Annotated in this window: 20 protein-coding genes; 19 read left to right on the forward strand and 1 reads right to left on the reverse strand. The window is 42.5% G+C overall.

The window, feature by feature from the left end; translation table 11 throughout:
- The first annotated feature begins 1 nt into the window (after position 1).
- The 11 genes from lpdA (at position 2) to holA (ending at position 11,808) form a co-directional block, all read left to right on the forward strand.
- Positions 2 to 1,408 (forward strand): dihydrolipoyl dehydrogenase, encoded by a 1,407-nt coding sequence (lpdA, locus tag LA20533_RS07650; protein ID WP_056946081.1) that lies wholly within the window; start codon positions 2 to 4, stop codon positions 1,406 to 1,408.
- Positions 1,409 to 1,513: 105 nt separating this feature from the next.
- Positions 1,514 to 2,287, forward strand: a complete 774-nt coding sequence (locus LA20533_RS07655; RefSeq protein WP_056946082.1) for an inositol monophosphatase family protein — start codon at positions 1,514 to 1,516, stop codon at positions 2,285 to 2,287.
- A gap of 42 nt (positions 2,288 to 2,329) precedes the next feature.
- Positions 2,330 to 4,168 (forward strand): translational GTPase TypA, encoded by a 1,839-nt coding sequence (gene typA, locus LA20533_RS07660; protein WP_141322540.1) that lies wholly within the window; start codon positions 2,330 to 2,332, stop codon positions 4,166 to 4,168.
- A gap of 110 nt (positions 4,169 to 4,278) precedes the next feature.
- Positions 4,279 to 5,463, forward strand: a complete 1,185-nt coding sequence (locus tag LA20533_RS07665; protein ID WP_056946084.1) for an FtsW/RodA/SpoVE family cell cycle protein — start codon at positions 4,279 to 4,281, stop codon at positions 5,461 to 5,463.
- A complete protein-coding gene (locus LA20533_RS07670; RefSeq protein ID WP_054745193.1) occupies positions 5,453 to 5,773 on the forward strand; it encodes a DUF2129 domain-containing protein in 321 nt (106 codons plus the stop codon). The genes LA20533_RS07665 and LA20533_RS07670 overlap by 11 nt, the downstream gene beginning before the upstream one ends.
- A complete protein-coding gene (rsmD, locus tag LA20533_RS07675) occupies positions 5,773 to 6,324 on the forward strand; it encodes a 16S rRNA (guanine(966)-N(2))-methyltransferase RsmD (protein ID WP_054745191.1) in 552 nt (183 codons plus the stop codon). The genes LA20533_RS07670 and rsmD overlap by 1 nt, the downstream gene beginning before the upstream one ends.
- Positions 6,325 to 6,327: 3 nt before the next feature.
- A complete protein-coding gene (gene coaD, locus LA20533_RS07680; protein WP_056946419.1) occupies positions 6,328 to 6,810 on the forward strand; it encodes a pantetheine-phosphate adenylyltransferase in 483 nt (160 codons plus the stop codon).
- 9 nt (positions 6,811 to 6,819) lie between these two features.
- On the forward strand, positions 6,820 to 7,860 hold the full coding sequence (locus LA20533_RS07685; RefSeq protein ID WP_056946085.1) for a SepM family pheromone-processing serine protease: 1,041 nt from the start codon (positions 6,820 to 6,822) through the stop codon (positions 7,858 to 7,860).
- Positions 7,861 to 7,906: 46 nt separating this feature from the next.
- Complete coding sequence (locus LA20533_RS07690) at positions 7,907 to 8,566, forward strand: helix-hairpin-helix domain-containing protein (RefSeq protein ID WP_056946086.1); 660 nt, start codon at positions 7,907 to 7,909, stop codon at positions 8,564 to 8,566.
- Positions 8,535 to 10,817: a DNA internalization-related competence protein ComEC/Rec2 gene (locus LA20533_RS07695; protein WP_056946087.1), complete on the forward strand. Its 2,283-nt coding sequence runs from the start codon at positions 8,535 to 8,537 to the stop codon at positions 10,815 to 10,817. The genes LA20533_RS07690 and LA20533_RS07695 overlap by 32 nt, the downstream gene beginning before the upstream one ends.
- 7 nt (positions 10,818 to 10,824) lie before the next feature.
- Positions 10,825 to 11,808, forward strand: a complete 984-nt coding sequence (holA, locus tag LA20533_RS07700) for a DNA polymerase III subunit delta (RefSeq protein WP_056946088.1) — start codon at positions 10,825 to 10,827, stop codon at positions 11,806 to 11,808.
- Between the two features lie 52 nt (positions 11,809 to 11,860).
- Here holA and rpsT read toward each other — a convergent pair whose 3' ends face one another.
- Positions 11,861 to 12,112, reverse strand: a complete 252-nt coding sequence (gene rpsT / locus LA20533_RS07705; RefSeq protein ID WP_056946089.1) for a 30S ribosomal protein S20 — start codon at positions 12,110 to 12,112, stop codon at positions 11,861 to 11,863.
- A 197-nt stretch (positions 12,113 to 12,309) separates the two neighbouring features.
- Here rpsT and rpsO point away from each other — a divergent pair, with 197 nt between their 5' ends.
- The 8 genes from rpsO (at position 12,310) to yihA (ending at position 22,011) form a co-directional block, all read left to right on the forward strand.
- Positions 12,310 to 12,579, forward strand: a complete 270-nt coding sequence (rpsO, locus tag LA20533_RS07710; RefSeq protein ID WP_054745171.1) for a 30S ribosomal protein S15 — start codon at positions 12,310 to 12,312, stop codon at positions 12,577 to 12,579.
- Between the two features lie 142 nt (positions 12,580 to 12,721).
- Positions 12,722 to 14,443 carry a ribonuclease J gene (locus tag LA20533_RS07715; protein WP_054745168.1) on the forward strand — a complete coding sequence of 574 codons (1,722 nt, stop codon included), beginning with the start codon at positions 12,722 to 12,724 and terminating at the stop codon, positions 14,441 to 14,443.
- Positions 14,430 to 15,338, forward strand: a complete 909-nt coding sequence (locus tag LA20533_RS07720; RefSeq protein ID WP_056946090.1) for a hypothetical protein — start codon at positions 14,430 to 14,432, stop codon at positions 15,336 to 15,338. The genes LA20533_RS07715 and LA20533_RS07720 overlap by 14 nt, the downstream gene beginning before the upstream one ends.
- A gap of 170 nt (positions 15,339 to 15,508) precedes the next feature.
- Positions 15,509 to 16,699, forward strand: a complete 1,191-nt coding sequence (gene tuf, locus LA20533_RS07725; protein ID WP_054745160.1) for an elongation factor Tu — start codon at positions 15,509 to 15,511, stop codon at positions 16,697 to 16,699.
- A gap of 541 nt (positions 16,700 to 17,240) precedes the next feature.
- Positions 17,241 to 18,542, forward strand: a complete 1,302-nt coding sequence (locus LA20533_RS07730; RefSeq protein WP_255313974.1) for an ATP-binding cassette domain-containing protein — start codon at positions 17,241 to 17,243, stop codon at positions 18,540 to 18,542.
- A 135-nt stretch (positions 18,543 to 18,677) separates the two neighbouring features.
- The gene (gene tig, locus LA20533_RS07735; RefSeq protein ID WP_056946092.1) at positions 18,678 to 20,021 is read left to right on the forward strand and encodes a trigger factor; all 1,344 of its coding nucleotides are present in this window, start codon (positions 18,678 to 18,680) and stop codon (positions 20,019 to 20,021) included.
- A 150-nt stretch (positions 20,022 to 20,171) separates the two neighbouring features.
- The gene (gene clpX, locus LA20533_RS07740) at positions 20,172 to 21,425 is read left to right on the forward strand and encodes an ATP-dependent Clp protease ATP-binding subunit ClpX (RefSeq protein WP_056946093.1); all 1,254 of its coding nucleotides are present in this window, start codon (positions 20,172 to 20,174) and stop codon (positions 21,423 to 21,425) included.
- A 1-nt stretch (position 21,426) separates the two neighbouring features.
- A complete protein-coding gene (yihA, locus tag LA20533_RS07745; RefSeq protein WP_054745155.1) occupies positions 21,427 to 22,011 on the forward strand; it encodes a ribosome biogenesis GTP-binding protein YihA/YsxC in 585 nt (194 codons plus the stop codon).
- The last annotated feature ends 292 nt before the right edge of the window (positions 22,012 to 22,303 follow it).

Here is a 22,303-nt window from a genome sequence, read left to right on the forward strand (position 1 = left end):
CATGGTTGTAGGCGATTTTGCAATAGACTTAGATACAATAGTAATTGGTGCTGGACCTGGTGGTTACGTTGCAGCTATTCACGCTGCAGAATTGGGCCAGAAGGTGACAGTAATCGAGAAGGAGTTCGTTGGCGGCGTTTGTTTGAACGTCGGGTGTATTCCTTCGAAGGCGTTAATTAATGCAGGTCATCGTTTCCAACAAAGTCTAGACTCATCTGTTTTCGGTGTTAGCGCAGAGAATGTCAAAATAGATTTTGCTAAAACGCAAGACTGGAAACAACATAAGGTTGTTGACCGTCTTACCGGCGGTGTCAACATGCTATTTAAGAAACACAAGATTGATTTGATCATGGGTAATGCGTTCTTGAAAGATGATCATTCGCTGCGCGTGATTCAAAAAGATAGTGCACAAACATATACATTTAAGAACTTGATTATCGCAACTGGCTCACGGCCAATCGAAATCAAGGGCTTCAAATTTGGCAAACGGGTGCTTGACTCAACTGGCGGACTTAATCTACCAGAAGTGCCAAAAGAGCTTGTAGTAATCGGTGGTGGCTATATCGGTTCTGAACTTGCAGGTGCATACGCTAACTTGGGCGCGCACGTAACTATCCTCGAAGGAACAGATTCAATTCTGCCTAACTTCGATAAGGATATGATTAAGCTAGTTCTTGATAGCTATAAGAAGAAGGGTGTCACCGTTGTTACAAGTGCGATGGCTAAAGAGGCAGTGGAAACAGCTAATGGCGTTGAGGTTAGCTATGAAGCTGATGGCAAATTAAATAAAGTTGCTGCAGACTATGTTATGGTGACTGTTGGTCGTCGTCCTAATACCAACGACATTGGACTAGAAATTGCGGGAATCGAAAAAACCGAACGCGGTTTGGTCAAAGTAGACGAACAAGGTAGAACCAACAAGAAGAATATCTATGCAATTGGTGATATCGTTGCTGGTGCTTCCCTTGCCCATAAGGCAAGCTACGAAGGTAAGGTAGCCGCAGAAGCAATCGCAGGCAAACCAAGCACGGTTGATTATGTAGCAATGCCAGCCGTTTGCTATACCGATCCAGAACTTGGTACTGCTGGACTGACTGAAAAAGATGCCAAAAAAGATGGCCACAAGGTTAAGGTTTCTAAATTCCCATTTGTCGCAAATGGTCGTGCGATCTCCCTTGATCAAACTGAGGGATTTGTGAAATTGATTTCCGAACCCGAAACTGGTGAGCTACTAGGTGCACAGGTTGCTGGAGCAGGCGCTTCAGACTTGATTTCGGAATTAACCTTTGCACTTGAAGCAGGAGCGAATGTTGAGGATTTGGCATTGACAATCCATCCACACCCAACTCTTGGTGAGGCAATCATGGAAGCTGGCGATGTTGCTACTGGTTTCCCAACTCATATCTAAAAATAGTTGTTTTTTCAAGCGTAATTAAGCCGGTCTTAGACCGGCTTTTTTCGTACATCTTAGCGTAGTTTATGGTACAATTTCCTACGTAAGTGAGGTTTTTTCATGAATGAGAATCAGTTGTTGCAGGATTTAAATTTGTTTGTTACAGAAGCAGTTCAAATAATCACAACTAATCACCACGACATGACGGTGGCGAATAAGACCAGCAAGAGAGATTTGGTGACTAACGTTGATAAGCTTGTGGAACGCAGAATCAACAGCTTAATTGAAGAGCGATATCCGTCCGCAAAGATTGTGAGTGAGGAATATAATGCACATTCACTTGAATCGATGGCTGGTCTGGTCTTTTTTGTTGATCCGATTGACGGAACAATGAATTTCGTGCAGCAATATGACCATTTCGCGGTGATGGTGGGCGTCTATCGGGATGGAGATCCATTTGCTGGCATCATTCATGATGTGACCAACTCCGTTAGTTATTATGGCTCGAAGAATACCGGTATTTTCAAAAATGGGGTGGAAATGCCGCCTGTGCCGGACAGGGATATCAGCGAAGGGTTAGTTTCTGTTAGCAGTTATTTCGTGTTAGAGGACCGCTTTGCGGTTCAGAGTTTAATCAAACGCTCACTGGGACTCAGAATTCTTGGAAGTGCTGGAATTGAATTTACAGAAATTTTTGATCAGAAACAGATTGCCTATATCTCCCACCTACAACCGTGGGACTTAGCCGCCGGCAGATTCATTGCGGAAAAACTTGGTTTGCGGGTCACAACGATTGACGGTGAGCCACCAAGTATGCTAAAATCTGAAAACGTAATTATTAGTACGAAACAACTTCATGAAACTGCTATGGAAGTTTTACATGGTAAGCTGTGACTGCGTCACAGTTTTTTTATGAGGTCAGGGAGGAAAACTTTTTTGAAAATTAGAAACGACATAAGAAACATTGCGATTATCGCCCATGTTGACCACGGTAAAACTACTTTGGTGAACGAGCTCTTGAAGCAATCAGATACTTTGGCTGAGCACATCCAGATTGAGGATCGTGCGATGGATACGAATGCAATCGAGCGTGAACGTGGGATTACTATTTTATCCAAGAATACAGCTGTAAGCTATAAGGACACTAAAATCAACATTTTGGATACGCCAGGACATGCCGACTTTGGTGGTGAAGTTGAGCGAATCATGAAGATGGTTGACGGTGTTTTACTCGTTGTTGATGCGTACGAAGGAACAATGCCCCAAACTCGTTTCGTACTAAAGAAGGCATTAGAGCAGAAGTTGACACCAATTGTGGTCATTAACAAGATTGACCGCCCAGGTGCCCGTCCTGCAGAAGTTGAGGATGAAGTCCTTGAATTATTCATCGAACTTGGTGCTGACGAATCCCAACTGGAGTTCCCTGTTCTGTACGCAAGTGCGTTGAACGGTACTTCTAGCTACAAGCCTGAGCTGGATACACAAGAACACACGATGGATCCAATTTTTGAAACTATTTTGAATACGATTCCTGCACCAATTGATAACTCAGACGAGCCGTTACAATTTCAAATAACGATGCTTGATTATGATGATTACGTTGGTCGAATTGGTGTTGGCCGGATTTTCCGCGGTAAGATTAAGATTGGTGACCAAGTATCTGTGATGAAGGTTGATGGTACTGCCAAAAACTTCCGTGTGACTAAGCTGTTTGGTTACTTTGGTCTAAAGAGAACGGAAATTCAGGACGCTAAAGCCGGCGATCTCATTGCAATCTCCGGAATGGACGACATTTATGTTGGTGAAACAATCACACCGGTTGATCACCAAGAAGCTTTGCCACCTCTCCACATTGATGAACCAACTCTACAAATGACGTTCCTAGCGAACAATTCACCATTTGTCGGTCGTGAAGGTGAGTTTGTGACTGCTAGAAAGCTCGAAGAACGCCTGCTTAAGCAAACTAGAACCGACGTTTCGCTGAAAGTTGAAGACACTGATTTGCCGGGTGCTTGGGTAGTTTCTGGTCGTGGTGAGCTCCATCTTTCAATCCTGGTTGAGGAAATGCGTCGTGAAGGATTTGAGTTACAACTATCTCGTCCTGAAGTTATCTACCGCGACATCGACGGGGTTAAGTCGGAGCCTTTTGAATCAGTACAGATTGATACACCTGACGAGTATGTCGGTTCAGTCATTGATACTATGTCTCAGAGAAAGGCCGAGATGAAGAACATGGAGTCTGTCGGTAATGGTCAGACTAGACTTGTCTTCCTCGCACCATCACGAGGCTTAATTGGCTATTCTAACGAGTTTATGTCCCTCACAGGTGGTTATGGTATTATGAGCCACACGTTTGAAGAATACGCTCCAGCTATCAAAAATTGGGAACCAGGCCGGCGAAATGGTGCTTTAGTGTCAATTAACCAAGGTAACTCGACAACTTACTCACTCCAATCCGTTGAGGATCGGGGTCAGTTATTCATCGGCGCACAAGTTGAAGTTTACGAAGGAATGATTGTTGGTCAATCTTCACGTGACAGAGACATTGCGGTTAACGTTACAAAGGGAAAGAATTTGACCAATACCCGTGCGTCAGGTAAGGATCACTCTGCCTCAATTAAGACACCTAAGACTCTTTCGTTAGAACAGTCGATTGAATTCTTGAACGATGATGAATACTGTGAGGTAACACCAAAGAGTATTCGTCTGCGGAAGAAGATTCTGAATACAACAGAACGTCAAAAATTTGATAAGAAAAAAGGGATGGCTAACTAATTAGTAGTCCGATACTTAAATTACTGAACAGTACAACTGTTCAGTTTTTTTTATCTAAACGGATGCACGTGATATAATTAGGCAAGACTGATTTTAGGGGAGTACCAATTGTGCGAAGTAAAATTAAATATTTAGATTATGGCATCTTCATACCTTTTCTGTTATTGATGACTATCGGCCTAGTGATGATCTATTCCGCAAGTTCGGATTTGATGATTATCAACAAGCTAGACCCAACGAGCTACCTCAAACGACAATTAATCTTCGCCGTCTTGGCGTTGTTCATCGGGGGCATCGTTTTCTCACTTAAAATTCGGCTGTTTAAGAGCAAGTCACTCATCAAGGTCCTGTTATTCGGGGTAATTGCGATGCTGCTGTACCTGATGGTTTTGAAGCTTGTCAAAGGGGACTCTGCCGCGGTTAACGGTGCGGTTGGGTGGATTAACCTAGGTTCATTTAATATCCAACCAGTGGAATTTGCCAAGTTGATTTTAATTCTCTATCTGGGTTTTATTTTGGCCAATCGTGATGGGCGATTCGTTCCAGGTCGCATCGTCTATGAACTAACGGCACCTTCAATTATCGCAATTTTTTTGATGCTTCTCACATTTTTCCAGCCCGATTTAGGCGGGGCGGCTATTCTCTTCCTGATTACTATCATTATGTTCTCGGTCGCGGGCATCCCCTCAAGGCGCGTCATTCTACTCGACGTCCTGCTCATCAGTATGATCGTGTTAGGGGTTGCGGGCTTAATCTGGTGGAATCCGCCATTCTTACAGGATAGTTATCAATTTCAGCGCCTCCTCTCTTTCATCAACCCATTTAAACTGGAACAGCACGGTGGTGCTCAACTAGTCAATTCTTACTATGCCATTCATAACGGTGGTTTGTTCGGTGTTGGGCTGGGTAATAGTATCCAAAAGCGCGGCTATTTACCAGAACCATATACCGACTTTATCTTCTCCATTATTACGGAGGAACTTGGTGTGATCGGTGCTGCTGCCATTTTGGCGTTAATGTTCTTTCTGATCTGGCGCATTACGATGGTCGGATTGAAGTCGAATGATTCATTTAATTCGCTCGTTTGTTTTGGTGTGGCTACGATGATTTTTATTCAGACTTTCTTCAACATCGGTGCCGTGCTGGGACTGCTACCAATTACCGGTGTAACGTTGCCATTCATTAGTTATGGGGGATCAAGTCTATTAGTGTTGACAGCTTCGATTGCGCTCGTCTTAAATATTGCAGCGAATGAACGAATTAAGTCAGAGGAGGAGATTGCCAGTGCAAGTTAATTTGGGTGAAAAATTCAATAATCGCGTAGGACTAGTGGTTTGGCTGCGTAATTTTAATGACCAAAAGAAGCTCTTTCAATATGGCAATGTAGTCCATGCTTCGAAGGCACTGAAATATGTTTATCTTTATGTGCCAAAGGAGAAGGTACACGATATTCGGCATAGTCTCCAACGGGCTCATTTTGTGCGCAGAATCCAGTCTTCAAACGTACTAAAGTTAGACTTTGACCTTGCCCACGAGAAAGAGCTGATGGAACAGGTTAAACTTGAGGCACAGCAACATAATGAGGCAGAGAGGGGGAAACATTAGTGAGAATTATTGCAGGGCAATATGCTAGACGAAACCTATTCACATTAAAGAGTAATCTGACGCGTCCTACAGGTGACAAAGTAAAGGAATCACTCTTTAATAGCCTCGGCCAGTTCTTTGATGGTGGCCAGGTCCTTGATTTGTATGCGGGCAGTGGTGCATTGGGAATTGAAGCTGTTTCAAGGGGAATGGACAAGGCCTATTTGGTGGACATTGCGGCCGGAGCAATTGAGATTATCAAAAAGAATGTGGCGTTGACTAAAGAAACAGACAAGTTCACGGTAATCAAGCGTCCTGACACTGTGGCATTACAGCAGTTAGTGCAACAGAGTTGCCAATTTAACCTGGTTTTCTTAGATCCGCCGTATGCTAAACAAAAGATTAGCCAGATTATAACCAAGATGCTTGATTTGGACCTGTTAGCACCAGGCGCTCTGGTTGTAGCTGAGACAGATGAACAGACGGAGCTAATGACGGTACCAGGCACTAGCTTACAGAAAACTTTGAACTACGGACACACAACAATCAGAATTTATCAAAGGGAGCAGTAGATGATGAGCACAGCAATTTTTCCAGGGAGCTTCGATCCAATCACAAATGGTCACTTAAAGACACTCGAACGTGCAAGCAAGTTGTTCGACAAAATTTACTTTGTGGTGTTAACAAATACGCAGAAAAAGTATTTATTTGACCAGTCTGAACGAGTTACCTTGGCCAAAGTTTGCTTGCGTTACCTTGATAACGTTGAAGTGGTCAGCCGGACCGCCAGCCTGACGGTCGATGTTGCCCATGAATTAAAGGCTGATTTCATCCTCCGAGGGCTTAGAAACGAGCAAGATTTCAGTTACGAGCGGGCAATTGCAGCGCTGAACAAGACGCAGGATCCAACACTCGAGACGGTATTCATGCTTGCCGACCCAACAGAAAGTTACATCTCGTCGAGTATGATTAAAGAAATTGCAATTTTTGGTGGTAACTTGAAGGAGTTAGTACCCCAAGAAGTAGCCCAGGCATTGCAACAGAAGTTGTTAGATTAGGATTGATTTATGAAAGTTCAGCCCAATATAATTAAACGAAAGAGTTATAAACTAGTTTGGTTAGTGCTGGCCGTTTGCGTAGTTGTCGCCGGCCTCTTTTTACCGACAAAATACTACGTAGAAACTCCCGGTGGTGCCTATCAAGTAAGCAAGTATTTCAAGATTGATCAACCGCAAAGTCACAGCGGTGGTTTTTATTTTACAGCGGTGTCCATCCGACCCGCCATGGTGTTTGATTACCTGACGAATTCGTGGCGTAGTTTTAGTGAACTTGTACCGAAGAAAGAAATTGATGGTGATAATACCACAGAGGAACATAATAAGGTTGAACAATTCTACATGGCAGATTCAATCAATAATGCGGTCTATTTTGCCGCCAAAACCGCACACGTTCCGGTCAAAAAAACTTTTGAAGGAATCTATGTGATGGATGTTCTAGCTAGTTCTGATTTCAAAGGAAAATTAGCGGTTGGCGATGTGATTAATCAAGTCGACGGCCATACTTTTCATGATTCCAAAGAGTTGATTGCTTATTTCGCTGGTGTCAAACTAGGTCAGACGATTAGGATTGGTGTGCAAAGGGCCGGTAGGACCCAAGTAATTAGTGGTCAAGCCACGAAATTGCCCGAGACGAAAAGAGTCGGTATTGGCATCACGTTAACGGAGAAGTCGCGGGTCACCAGTACACCGGCGGTCCATGCCGATATCACGGATATTGGTGGACCTTCCGCGGGATTGATGTTTACGCTTGAGCTCTACCAGCAGCTTGCTCATCAAGATATTGCCCAATCCCGCAAAATTGCTGGGACAGGCACGATCGATGAAACAGGTCATGTTGGCTCAATCGGGGGCATTGATAAGAAGGTGGCTGCAGCTGCCAAAAAAGGAGCAAAAATATTTTTTGCTCCGAGTGAACGCCTGCCAGGGATGACCAAAAGAACCACTAATTACGCCGAAGCAGTCACGGCGGCCAAAAAGTTAAAGACAGAGATGAAAATCGTGCCGGTGAAGAACTTCACTGATGCATTAAATTATTTAACACAACATTGATGGATGTTGTGTTTTTTTGCGTACTTACAATTAGAGGTGATTACTAATGAAGTACGTGGAATTATTAAAGCAAAAGAAGGCTTATGTGATTGGCGCAATCGTGTTGCTTGCTGGCGGATTATTAATCGCAATGAAGCTTTTTACCCAACCGGTGGATAACGAACAGGTATTTAAAGATGTATCTAATTCGTCAAGCAGTGGTCAGAGCACAGTAAAGAATGCGCGCGCGACAAGCAAGAAGGAGCAGAAGAATACCAGAATTACCGTAGATATCTTCGGTGCGGTAGCGCATGAGGGTGTCTATCAAATTGCGGCGGGAGCAAGGTTAAATGACTTGATCAAGCTTGCCGGTGGTATTGATGTTAAAGCCGATTTAAAGGCAATCAACCGGGCGCTGATTTTGACTGACGAGGCCAAAATTTATGTGCCGTATCAGGGAGAAAACGCTCCAGCCGTCGGTATTAGTGAAAATACTACTGGGGACGCAGGCTCCGGAAAAGGTACGGCCGCTGCAGCGAAGATTGACATTAACCAGGCAACGGTCTCGGAGCTGCAGGAATTAAACGGCATCGGTGAGAAAAAGGCCGAACAGATTGTCACATATCGTGAAGAGAATGGCCCGTTTAAGGACGCCAAGGAACTAACCAATGTGAGTGGTATTGGAGATAAAACATTTGAAGGTCTTGCCGATCAAGTCACCGTTTGATGTAACGAATTTGTTTAGCTCGGGTAAGTTTTTCGTCTTGGCCGGGCTTAGTTTGCTGTCTGTCCTGACATTCTTGAATAAGAATACGCTGGCGAGTTTCTTATTATTACTCGTACTATTAAGCTACTTTTTGCTTATGGTTCTGAATAAACGGCAGCTTGATTTATTGATTCTGTTACCGTTAATTGTGTTGCTTCTTGGGTACTTTCAGGATAAAAAATTTGAGGCATTGGCTGCACCGAATCAGCGCTCACCAATTTACGTCATCCGTCCCGATAAGGTGACTCTGAAAGATGACTTTTTCTATGGTGAGGCCACGAGTGCCGAGCAGACGGTGACGTTGCAGCTTAAGCCAACACCACAAATGCGTAGGATGGTGGCTGCGGGTCTACCATTTCTCGTAAAAATCAACCAATTTAAAGCGGAATTAATTACTGAAGCGACTAATATTGGTGAATTTAACCTCAGGGAGTTCTACAAACGAAAGCGCATCAAGTACGCATTAACGCTTACCAAATATCTAATTGCCAAAAAGCAGGTGACTTTAAGTGATCGAATTATTCAATTTAGAGCAAGGCTGCGCCAGTGGCTTTCGCAACTGCCTGAGAACTTGAGGTTCTTCTCGGGAGAGTTGTTCCTCGGCGAGAATTTAGGGACAGGGGAGCACAATCTGGTGGATGATTTCAGAAATATCGGTATTATTCATCTGCTAAGTTTATCGGGAATGCACGTTTTACTGTATACCCAGGTAGTCACCTTTCTTTTTAATCTGTGCAAAATCAATCAACGTGTCAAATATGCTTCTTTGGTATTGCTTCTGCTAGTGGTCTGTATAATTGGTGATTTTCAAGCAGGACTGGTTCGGGCCTCGTTGGCTTACGTGGTATCTATCCTTGCGAAGCTGTCGAAGAAACGCATTGGTACGCTAGATCAATTCGGTATTGTTGCGCTAATTCACCAATTGTTGATGCCACAATTATTCTTAAATGTAGGAGCGCAACTGAGTTATTTGATGGTTCTTGGTCTGAAAATCATGCCGAGAATGGGATCTGTGGGCCAGTCGGCTAGACTCAATATGTTGATCACGCCAATTCTCTTATTCAATTTTTTTGAACTGAATATCTTGACCATCTTTTATAATTTCTTGGCCATTCCACTATTTAATTTCATCATTCTACCGGTAACGGTGGGGGTGGTTATTTGTGGTGCGCTCATGCCGGGGCTGATTCCACCGGCGGAGCAAATTCTTAGTATCCTTTCCGGTGGCGTTTCGTTTTTAGGGAGAGTCGGCCTTGGAAACGTCGTATTTGGTCAATTAGCGCAGGTAATTACGTTTAGTGTAACTTTCTTGCTGATAAGCTGGCTCATCTTTTGGAGTGAGCAGGCTAAACGAAGATTCTGCCTGTATACCGGGCTCATTCTATTGGCGTTAAATATCCTTTTGAATCTGTTTCCAATTAATGGTCAAGTAACCTTTATTGATGTTGGCCAAGGAGATAGTATTTTGTTGACGACCCCGATTAATCGTAAGACTGTCTTAATTGATACTGGTGGACGACTCAACTTCGGCGGTACCAAGCCTAGGAGGAGTAACTTTGAAAAGGTTTCTCTGCCCTTTCTTAAAAGCCAAGGAATCACACACATCGATGCCGTTTTCCTGAGTCATCAGGATGCTGATCATATCGGTGATTTAGCCGATTTACTAGAAAATTTTACGGTCAATAAGCTGTACTTTGGAATCGGGATGCAGGCTAATCCGAGTTTCCAACGTAAAATACGGCCATTTCTAAAGCAAGTCAAACTCATACCAGTACAGGCAGGGGATCAGCTGTTAATTGGTACAATTACAATCGATGTGTTGCACCCGAGCATTGCGGGATTGGGTACAAATGAAGATTCCGTGGCACTTAAGGTGAGTATTGGACGGAAAAAATGGCTCTTTACCGGCGATTTAGACATTGCTGGTGAACAGAAAATTATTCGACAAACGGCAGATATTCAGGCTGATTTTCTCAAACTAGGACACCATGGTAGTAAAACATCTACTGATGAGAGTTTTCTTTTGGCCGTAAATCCCCGTGTGGCATTTATTTCCGCAGGGAGAAATAATCGGTATCACCATCCGCACCAGGAAACGCTTGATAAGCTGCAGACGTATGATATCCGGTCATTAAATACCGCTGAATGTGGTATGATTAACTGGTATTTTAATCCGTTTGGGCTGAATTGGCTCAACTATTATTTAAAGTAAGGTAAATATGGCTCTCAAATCATTTTTCAAAATAACTAATCCAAATAAACCAAATCTGTTAATTTCCGGCTCCTCCGCTAGCCTGAACGACCTCTTACTAGCGGATTATTTGGCACAACCAACGTTTGTTGGATATGAACGAATTACACTAGATTTGGAACTTGAACCGCTAGATGAGTTAATTGCGACATTAGCAGAATCTTCCTTATTTAGTACGCAGAAGATTATTGTGGTCAAAAACCCGCTGTTTCTTACCGGCAAATTAACTAGTTTCAAGCAGCATGAATTGACAGAGTTGGAAAATATTTTTGCACAAATAGATACCTTGGATCATGTGGTTGTATTGAAGGCAGACGTAGCTAAGCTAGACCAACGACGAAAACTGCTCAAGCTGGTTAAACAGCATTTTCAAGTCATGCTGACTGATTTCAAACCATTTGTTTTACCGCAGTTGGTTGACGAACTAGTAGGGGAGCATGATTTCACGATTGAACCCACAGCTAAAAAAGAGTTGCTGAATCGCTCCAACAACCAAATTGATCCGTTAATTGCTAATTTAAACAAGTTGTATAGCGCAACTAGCACGCATACCATTACGGTGGAATTAGTGCGGGCAAATATTGAGCAGAGTATTGAACAGAATATCTTCGAAGTGCTTACTGCTGCGCTGAAGCACGACTATACTCAGATGCTGACGCTGTTTGACGACCAAATGCGACAGGGTACTGCGGTCGTGCAGCTCACATCGATCCTCTCGAGCCAACTTAGTTTTATCGTGTCAGTGAAGATTCTAAGTAAGCGGATGAGTGAGGGAGAGATAGTGGCCGCATTAAAGGCCCACCCATATCGTGTTAAACTTGCACTTCAAAATCGTGCAGCGCTGGCCATGCTGGTTGCAAAACAGAAGGGCATAATTGAGCTTGAATTTGGCTACAAAAGTGGTCAGTTTCAAGGTGAGACGCCGCTGAAGAGCTTTCTGTTAACTTTTTAGCGACAAAAAAAGAACATAGATGATAATCATCTACGTTCTCTTTAAAAAATACTTATTTAGCTAGGTATGTTAAGCGTGACTTGTCACGGTTAGCCTTGTTCTTGTGAATCAATCCCTTAGAAGCAGCTTTGTCGATTGCACGGATTGCGTCTTTAAGTAGTTCAGAGGCGTTTTCTGCACCAGCGGCTTGCGCTACCTTAAACTTCTTTACTGCAGTACGTAAACTACTTAATTGAGCAGAATTTTTCGCGCTGGCAGCATTAGCTGTTTTAACACGTTTGATAGCTGATTTGATTTGTGGCATTAAAATCACCTCCGTAAAATAGTTTTAAATCTCAGCGGTCTTTATTATACTGAAGAAATAACTTCCTTGCAAGTTAAAAATTATTTGCACGTAACAAAGCAATAGTGTAGAATACTACTTCGGAACCACTAACGCTGCCTATCGACTCACCGACGATAAGCGTTGTTAGTGGCAATTATTTGAAAGGTGGAACAACCATGGCTATCTCAAAAGAGAAGAAGAACGAAATCATTAGCAAGTATGCTACACACGAAGGAGACACTGGTTCACCAGAGGTGCAAGTTGCTGTCTTGACCGAAGAGATCAATTCATTAAATGAACATTTACGTATTCACAAGAAGGATCATCATTCATATGTTGGTCTTTTGAAGAAGATTGGTCACCGTCGTAACTTACTTGCTTACCTACGTAATAAAGATGTTACAAGATATCGTGAATTAATCAAGAGCTTAGGCTTACGTCGTTAAGCGACAACCGGACACATATGTGGCCGGTTTTTTTATTACTATCACTTTGTTCGGGCTTTATGTTAGAATTAACTAGTTAGTTATCGTTTCGACCATAATCGGTCCATAGTTTTAAGCTAAACAAATATGATGAGGTAAAAAAATGAAGCAAGATATCAAAATAATGATTTTGGGAGGCGTCCGTGAGAACGGTAAGAATATGTACGCCGTTCAAGTTGACGATGAGATTTTCATTCTCGATGCAGGACTCAAGTATCCAGAAACAGAGTTGCTAGGTATTGACATTGTCATTCCCGAGTTGAAATTTTTCGAGGAGAATATCGACAAGATCGCCGGTATTTTCCTGACTCACGGACACGCAGATTCAATTGGTGCATTACCATATATTCTGCGGCAATATGATATACCTGTTTTTGGCTCGGAATTGACCATCGAACTGGCAAAGATTACGGTTGAGAAAGAGAATAAGAAGGTCAAGAATAGTACATTTCACAAGATTGATGCGGATACCGAGATTGAGTTTGGCAAGACATCCGTTAGCTTCTTTAAGGTCACACATTCAATCCCTGGGTCAATCGGTATTGCGTTGAAGACTGCTTATGGTCACATAGTTTATACCGGGGACTTCAAATTTGATCAATCTGCAAAGCCAATGTATGCGACTGATTTCGGTCGTTTGGCCAAACTTGGTCAGGAGGGCGTACTCGCTTTACTTAGTGATTCCACCAATGCAGAGGCTCCGTATGAGAATGCTAGTGAGCGCGAGATAGAAGAGTATGTACTGGATACTTTTAAATATCATACAGGTAGAATCATTGTTGCTTCCGTTGCTTCGAATATTTCAAGAATTCAGCAGGTATTTAATGCCGCAGCAGCATCGGACAGGAAGGTTCTGCTAACTGGTCGGGATTTGGCAAAGATAGTACGCACGGCGTTGAAATTGAATTACCTCACGTTACCGGAAGAAGATTTGCTCATTCAGACAAAGGATATCAAGCAGGTCAATCCTGAGAATCTGGTAATTCTAGAAACCGGCAAAACAGGCGAACCATTGAAATCACTGCAAAAGATGGCGACAAATCGCCACCGTTTGATTAAGATTCAAGAGGGCGACCTAGTCTTTATCACCACCACACCATCTCACGCAATGGAGACAAACGTAGCGCGCACTGCAGATCTGGTTTATCGTGCTGGCGGTGAGGTAAAGGAGATTGGCCGTGATATCCACTCGAGTGGTCACGCAACTAAACGTGATTTACAACTGATGCTCAACCTGTTAAAGCCGCAGTATCTTATTCCGGTTGAAGGTGAATACCGTCTGCTAGCAAATCACTCTGAACTGGCTGTTGAAGCTGGTGTCCAGCCGGAGAATATCTTCATTACAAAGAATGGTGATACTCTGCGGTATGAGGAGGATGGGTTCCACTTGTCAACGCCCGTACCTGCTGATGATATGATGATTGATGGTTCTGGAATTGGCGATATTGGCACGATTGTCCTGCGTGATCGTAAGGTATTGTCCGACGATGGTATTTTCATTACTGCGGTCACAATTGATCGGAAAAAGAAGAAAATCATCTCACAGCCAAAGGTAACAACGCGTGGATTCGTCTATATTAAGGCTAACCGTGACTTAATGAATCAGGCTATTGAAGTTGTAAAAACCGCAATTACCAATAATTTTGAGAATAAGAAATTTGATTGGAACGATTTGAAACAAGATGTTAGAAGTGATCTTGAGAAATTTCTCTACGATCAAACGCACAGGAAGCCTGTGATTCTACCGGTAATTATGGAAGTTAACCAGAACAGGCACCGTAACCTGGTCAAGAACAAGGCAGAGGAACAAAATGACGCTAAGTAAAACTCAAGTGGAGTTTATGAGGTTGGCTGCTGATGCTGTTGTTACGCAAAATTTTGATGTTGCACGGGATTATCTTGTTGAGGCAAATAAGATTAGTGTGGAGCCGCAGATTAGTCGACAACTCGTAGAGATTGAGTTAGAACTGCAAGAAAAAGATCAGGCTTACCTTACAATTAAGGAGATGCCCGATCTTTTTTCAGATATTAACGTGTTTGAATTGTATCAAAAAGTGTTGGCCATAAATCACCTGCACATCGAACAACAACAGATTGTGGCCCAAGTGAGCCGAATTTATGATGCAAATGAGTTTGCTTTATACCAGGATAAGGTTGATGCAAACTTGGCTGAGCCCGTCACTGGTGAGAAGAGGGGTGAGATATTTGAGGCGAGTCTGGCTCTGTTCTCGACTGGTCGATTATTCACCCAGACAGCTATTCGACAGCTCCATCAGCTCAGCCAAACCGATTACCTGCAATTGGCGCGGCTGTACCTCACACTGCCAAACATGAACGTGCAGAACAAGACTTTTTTGGTGGAGGACCTAATTCGCTTGCGTCTGGAAGAGACGGTGAAGGTAACCGTGCTTGATCAACCATTTGACTTTGTGCCGGCAACGACAGATTTTTTCTTCAAAACTAATTTATACGTTACCGGACAACGCTGGCTCGAGCAAAAGCTTGAGAAGGATCCGATATTGCTAGAGCAGATTCTTGGAGAATTCAGTTATTGTTTGGGGGCGCTCTACCCGGTGGAGGAAAGATTTATTCCCGATGTTGCAGAATTTTGTGCTACACTAGTGGAGTTTGTTGCGCGCGGTCAGTTTTTGGCGACTGACGATCCGGCGGGGCAAACGAACGTAACGGAACTTTTGAACCAGATTTATCATGCAAGATAAAATTTGTCTTCAAATAGGTTTACATTTTAGTATAAGGTAAGTATAATTAATAAAGGATATTTTCAAGCGAGCGAGCTATGCTTTTTCGCCTGAAAGTAGTACAATAATCAACAGAGAACTATCCGTTTTTCTCAACGGACTTCTTGCAAATTTACAGGAGGGTCATTTTAATGGCAGAAAAAGAACATTACGAAAGAACAAAGCCGCATGTTAACATTGGTACCATCGGACACGTTGACCATGGTAAAACAACTTTAACAGCTGCAATTACTAGTGCTTTAGCTAAGAAAGGTCTTGCTAAAGAACAAGACTATGCATCAATCGATAAAGCACCTGAAGAAAAAGAACGTGGTATTACTATCAACACTTCTCACGTTGAATACGAAACTGAGAAGCGTCACTACGCTCATATCGATGCCCCAGGACATGCTGACTACGTTAAGAACATGATTACTGGTGCTGCACAAATGGATGGTGCCATCTTAGTTGTTGCCGCAACTGATGGTCCAATGCCACAAACACGTGAGCACATCTTGTTGGCAAAACAAGTTGGTGTTGGCTACATCGTTGTCTTCTTGAACAAGACAGACTTGGTTGACGATCCAGAATTGATTGACTTAGTTGAGATGGAAGTCCGTGAATTGCTTTCAGAATACGATTTCCCAGGTGATGATATTCCTGTGCTTCGTGGTTCAGCATTGAAGGCACTTGAAGGTGATCCAGAACAAGAACAAGTTATTTATGACTTGATGGACACTGTTGACGAATACATTCCAACTCCAGAACGTTCAAATGATAAGCCATTCTTGATGCCTGTCGAAGACGTATTTACGATCACTGGTCGTGGTACTGTTGCTTCAGGTCGTATCGACCGTGGTGAAGTTCACGTTGGTGATGAAGTTGCAATCGTTGGTTTGAAACCAGAAATCTTGAAGAGTACTGTTACTGGACTAGAAATGTTCCGTAAGACTCTTGATGCTGGTGAAGCCGGAGATAACATTGGTGCATTGCTCCGTGGTATCGACCGTAGCCAAATCGAACGTGGTCAGGTTCTTGCTAAGCCAGGTTCAATCCAAACACATACTAAGTTCAAGAGTGAAGTTTATATCTTGACTAAAGAAGAAGGTGGACGTCACACTCCATTCTTCTCAAACTACCGTCCACAATTCTACTTCCACACTACTGACGTAACTGGTGTTATCGAGTTACCAGATGGTGTTGAAATGGTTATGCCTGGTGATAACGTTACTTTCGAAGTTGACCTTATCGCTCCAGTTGCCATCGAAAAGGGAACTAAGTTCACTGTTCGTGAAGGTGGCCGTACTGTTGGTGCTGGTCAAGTTACTGAAATTCTTGACTAATCAACGCTCTAAGAAGACGCATATCTATGCGTCTTTTTTTTTTGCCTTGATTGTAAGAAAGTAATTAAAGGTTTATATTTGAGTTATCTAAAATAAGTAATATATTAATTAGATTAAGAATAGATGCAGAGCCCAGCTGAACTTGTGCGCTTGTCACATTTCGCGCAATATTATAAGGAATCCGAGAATAAAAGATACCGACAGATTATTTGTACTTAATGGTCTAAAAAACTATTGATAACGAGTAAAAACAATGAAAAAGTATTTGGTTAAGCACAGAAAAAGTACAGTCCTAAACGCAGTTTGGTTAACTTTTAATATGCTGTTGAGTACACTCACTTCGGTTTTATTTACATTCTCGACCAACGTAATTTTTGAAAGAAACCTGAATAAGTTTCTCCTGTGGACAGGGGTCAACGTGTTGACCTGGGCAGTATCAATAACAAGCGAATATTTCCAGGATATCTCGTAGGAAAAATTAATCCAAACAATGTTGGTTGATCTTAAGCACGACATATCAAATTAGATATCGCAACTTGATATTAATCGCTTTCATCAGAAGAATGTTGGGCAATATATCGCACACTATGTGAATGATACACAGACAATTGAAGCGAATTCTTTTCGTAATTTTTTTAGTTTAATCAGTGATATTGCAGCGATTATTTTCTCGGTTATTGCTCTAGCAATGTATCACTATGTATTGCTGGCGGCCACCCTTATTTTAGCAATCGTTATGCTAAAGCTACCTCAGATATTTAGCAAAAGGCTTAGTACTGCAACGGCAGAACTGTCCAATGCAAATGGCTTATTCTCGAACAGAATTACAAATATTCTGAATGGTTGTAATGTGTTTTTCAACGCAGACAAACTGAGAATGATTCCACAAAGAATTGCTGTTGCCTCCAAGGCGTACGCGACTAGTCGAGTTGATTACACGCGGACGCAGGATCAGGTCGGGACGGGAATTAACTCTATCTCGTTGGTCTGTCAGATATTGGTAGACGTCATCACAAGCACATTGGCCATAATGAGCCAAGTACCTTTTGGTGCAATCAGCTCTACCGGCAGTATCGCAGCAAGTATATTCAACGGTTTGAAACATTTGAGTAAAGAACAGGTCCAACTAAAGGCAACTGAGCCGCTAGTTCAGAGTTTTGGCACAACTGAATCATCGACTAATGAGCAAGGACAGACTAACTTGAATTTTGAGCATGCCATTGTGGCACAGAATCTTGGCTATCAAATAGAGCAGCAAAATGTGCTGACAGATCTCAATTTTACTATTAAGAAGAATGAAAAAGTGGCGACTATCGGTCAGAGTGGTTCAGGGGAAAGCACGCTACTAAAAATCCTGAGCGGCCAGTTGCCTGACTACAGCGGAAGTCTAAAGGTTGATGGTCGTGAGGTTAAAGAACTAACTAGCGGACAACTTAGACAGATTACACAGTACGTCGATCAAAATAATTATTTGTTCAACGACAGCATCGTCAATAACATCACAATTTGGGCTGAAAACCCTGCTGTTGAAAAGGTTGAATCTGTACTAAGTATGGCGGGTGTGGATTTTGTCAGTGATTATGATACTGTTATCCTGGAGAATGGTCGTAATTTCTCTGGTGCGCAACAACAAAGAATCGGGCTTGCCCGTAGTTTCTACGCACCTAAACCAATAATCAGCCTGGATGAAATAACTTCGGCGCTTGATACAGCCACGGCAAAGAAGATAGAGCAACGTATTTTGGCAGATAAGAACCGGACTGTGCTAGAAGTTACTCATCATTTGAATCCCGAACTAAGCGGAATGTACTCCCAGGTCATTTCCTTAGACAAGCAAGCTTAGGGATAATTGTAGGCTGAAATAAAATGCAGTAGGACCGGACCAATAAGTGTATGTTTTATTGCGTTTTACAAATTTTTAATGTAAGATATTTAAGTATGCTAAAGCAACCCAAAAACGCAATCGGAGGGAAATAAAATGTCCGCTAAGTGGGAAAAGGCTGGAAAAAATTCTGGCGAATTAACATTTGAAATTTCAGAAGAACAAATCAAACAAGGATTAGATGAAGCATTTAAACGTGTTAAGAAGAATCTGAACGTGCCTGGTTTTAGAAAGGGTAAAGTTCCACGTCTAATCTTCAACCAGATGTATGGTGAAGAAGCATTGTATGAAGAAGCGCTTAACAGCATTCTGCCGGATGTCTATGCTGCTGCCATTAAAGAAGCTGGTATCGAGAATGACATTGTTGGTCAACCTCAAATCGAGCCTGAATCCATGGATAAGGGTGCAGCTTGGGTAATGAAGGCAACAATTGCAACCAAGCCTGCTGTTGAACTTGGTGACTATACTGGACTTGAAGTAGAGAAACAAGATCGCCGCGTACTCGTTAAAGATGTTAACGCACAACTTGAATCAAAACGTGAGTTAAACGCTGAGTTAGTCCTTAAGGAAAAAGGTAAGTCTGCTGACGGTGATACCGTTGTGATCGACTACAAGGGAACTGTTGACGGCGAATCCTTTGATGGTGGTTCTGCCGACAACTATTCGTTAGTTCTTGGCTCAAACTCCTTCATTCCTGGTTTCGAGGAACAATTAGTTGGCCACGAAGCTGGCGACGATGTCGATGTCGTTGTTACTTTCCCAGAGGACTATCAAGCAAAAGACTTGGCTGGTAAAGAGGCACACTTTGCGACTAAGATTCATGAAATCAAGACGAAGGAACTCCCTAATCTTGACGATGATTTTGCAAAGGATGTTGACGACTCCGTTCAAACTCTTGATGAACTAAAAGAAAAGATTAAGGGTCAATTGAAGGAGCAAAAGGCCGAAGCTGCTGATGAAGCAGTTCAAGAACTCGCTGTTGCTCAGGCTGTTGCTAATGCTACCATCGAGGAAATTCCTCAAGTGATGATTGACGATGAAGTGAATACACAACTGCAACAATACCTTGGGAACATGCAGAGACAGGGTATCTCACCAGAGATGTATTACCAAATCACTGGTACTAGCGAAGATGATTTGAAACAACAAATTGCCGGTACAGCAGAGGATCATGTGAAGACAAACCTTGTACTTGAAGCAATCGTCGCTAAAGAGGGATTGACAGCCTCAGACGATGAGATTAAGGATGAGATTAAGAATCTTGCCGCTGAATACAATATGGATGAGAAGGTTGTTCGTCAAACATTGACTGACGACATGCTCGGACATGATATTGCTGTGAGAAAGGCAATCGAACTTGTTGCCTCTTCAGCGAAGGAAGCAGCCAAGAAGTCGACTAAGAAGTCTACTGACAACAAAGAAGCAAAAGAAGACAAATAATAAGTGTTATAAAATTGGTGGGGAGACCCACCTTTTTTCAATTAAGCTGAAAACTTTACCCTAGTAGTGTTTTGTGGTAATTTAGCAGTTGTAATTAAGTAGTATACAAATAAGTTTGAATTGAAATTTACAAGATAGAGGAGTGTTCTGATGTTTGTCGATGAAATGGAAAATCCAGAACAAATTAAATGTTCTTTTTGTGGTAAAACGCGGGACCAGGTCAGAACGATTGTCGCCGGTAATGGCGTCTACATCTGTAATGAATGTATTGAACTCAGTCAGCAAATTATTGAGGATGAATCCAGAAACAACTCGTTAAAGGACGCCAAAGATCTGCCGACTCCAATTGAGTTAAAGGCAAAGTTAGACAATTATGTTATTGGCCAGGAGAATGCTAAAAAAACACTTTCTGTCGCCGTTTACAACCACTATAAGAGAATTAGCCAGATGAATCTGGATGACGGCACAGAGCTTCAGAAAAGCAATATCGCGCTAATCGGACCTACGGGCTCTGGGAAGACCTTCTTGGCGCAGACACTGGCTCGTACTTTGAATGTTCCATTTGCCATCGCTGATGCGACTACGTTGACTGAGGCTGGCTATGTGGGTGAAGATGTCGAGAACATCTTGCTCAAGTTACTTCAAAATGCCAATTATGATGTTGAACGTGCGCAAAGAGGAATTATTTACATCGATGAAATTGATAAGATTTCTAAGAAGAGTGAGAACGTCTCGATTACTCGTGATGTTTCCGGTGAAGGCGTGCAACAGGCACTACTGAAGATTCTTGAGGGAACAATTGCAAACGTGCCACCGCAGGGTGGTCGCAAGCACCCACAACAAGAAATGATTCAGATTGATACAACGAACATCCTCTTCATAGTCGGTGGAGCCTTCGATGGGATCGACAAAATTGTCAAGAGTCGTTTGGGTGACAAAACAATTGGTTTCGGTAGCTTTAATGATGAATCAAAAGACGTTGCCGATGATAAGTGGACCAAGCACCTTATTCCCACAGATTTGATGAAATTTGGTCTGATCCCAGAGTTTATTGGGAGAATTCCGATTATCACTACATTGGATAAGCTGACTGAGGACGATTTAGTGAGAATACTGACCGAACCCAAAAATGCGCTTATTAGACAATACCGTAAGCTATTTGAATTGGATGAGGTGGAATTAGACTTCACTGATGATGCCCTTGCTGAGGCTGCCAAAATTGCGATTGAGCGCCATACTGGTGCTCGTGGTCTTCGTTCGATTATCGAAGATAGCCTAATGGATGTCATGTATGAAATCCCAAGTAATAAGAATGTGGCCAAGGTCATAGTTGATCGGGCCGTGATTCAGAAACTTAAAAAGGCTGAAGTAGTCTTAAAGAAGACGGAAGAAGAGGCTTCTTAACGTGAAAATTAAAACCGTTGAGATGGTCATGAGTGCCGTTTCCAGTAAACAATATCCAACTGACCAGCAATCAGAGATTGCTTTATCCGGCCGGTCAAATGTTGGTAAGTCCAGTTTGATCAACGCTATTCTGAACAGAAAGAAACTCGCGCGGACTTCTAGTTCCCCGGGTAAGACGCAGACGCTGAATTTCTATCATGTCAATGAGGAGTTCTATTTGGTTGACGTGCCTGGTTATGGCTACGCTAAAGTTTCTAAGAAACAACGGGCAGAGTTCGGGGTGATGATTGAAGAATATTTGACCACCCGTGATAATCTCCGTGGGGTAGTTCTATTGATTGACTCTCGGCACGAGCCCACGGCTGATGACGTGACTATGTTTGAGTACGCCCAATACATCGGCAAACCGATCCTGGTTGTGGCAACGAAGATTGACAAAATAAAACCTAGTCAGCACAATAAGGTGTTCAAACAAATCAGCAGCAAGATTGATTTGCATGCTGCAAATGTCTCATTCCTGACTTTCAGTGCAGAAACCAAGCTCCATGTTGAAGAATTTTGGCAGTGGATCGAAGAACAGCTGTAATGCTGTTGACACGGAATTTTGTATTATACAAGTAACTATTGATAAGTCTAGTTTTGCTCCAAATTTTTAAAATAAAAACATATTTTTGTTGACATTAAAATTTGGATGGGTTAAATTAATGCTATTCCAATGACAAAGGAAGAGTAAGCTGGAATACACGCACAGCGAGTCAAGGACGATGAGAGCTTGACGGTGTAGCCAGACGAAGGCGCGCCTTTTAGGATTCTAAATTAGAATAATAAAGCGGATTAATCATCAATTAGAGTGGTACCGCGGGTTAAACAACTCGTCT

The organism is Amylolactobacillus amylophilus DSM 20533 = JCM 1125 (genome assembly GCF_001936335.1).
In the GTDB taxonomy this organism is placed as follows: domain Bacteria; phylum Bacillota; class Bacilli; order Lactobacillales; family Lactobacillaceae; genus Amylolactobacillus; species Amylolactobacillus amylophilus.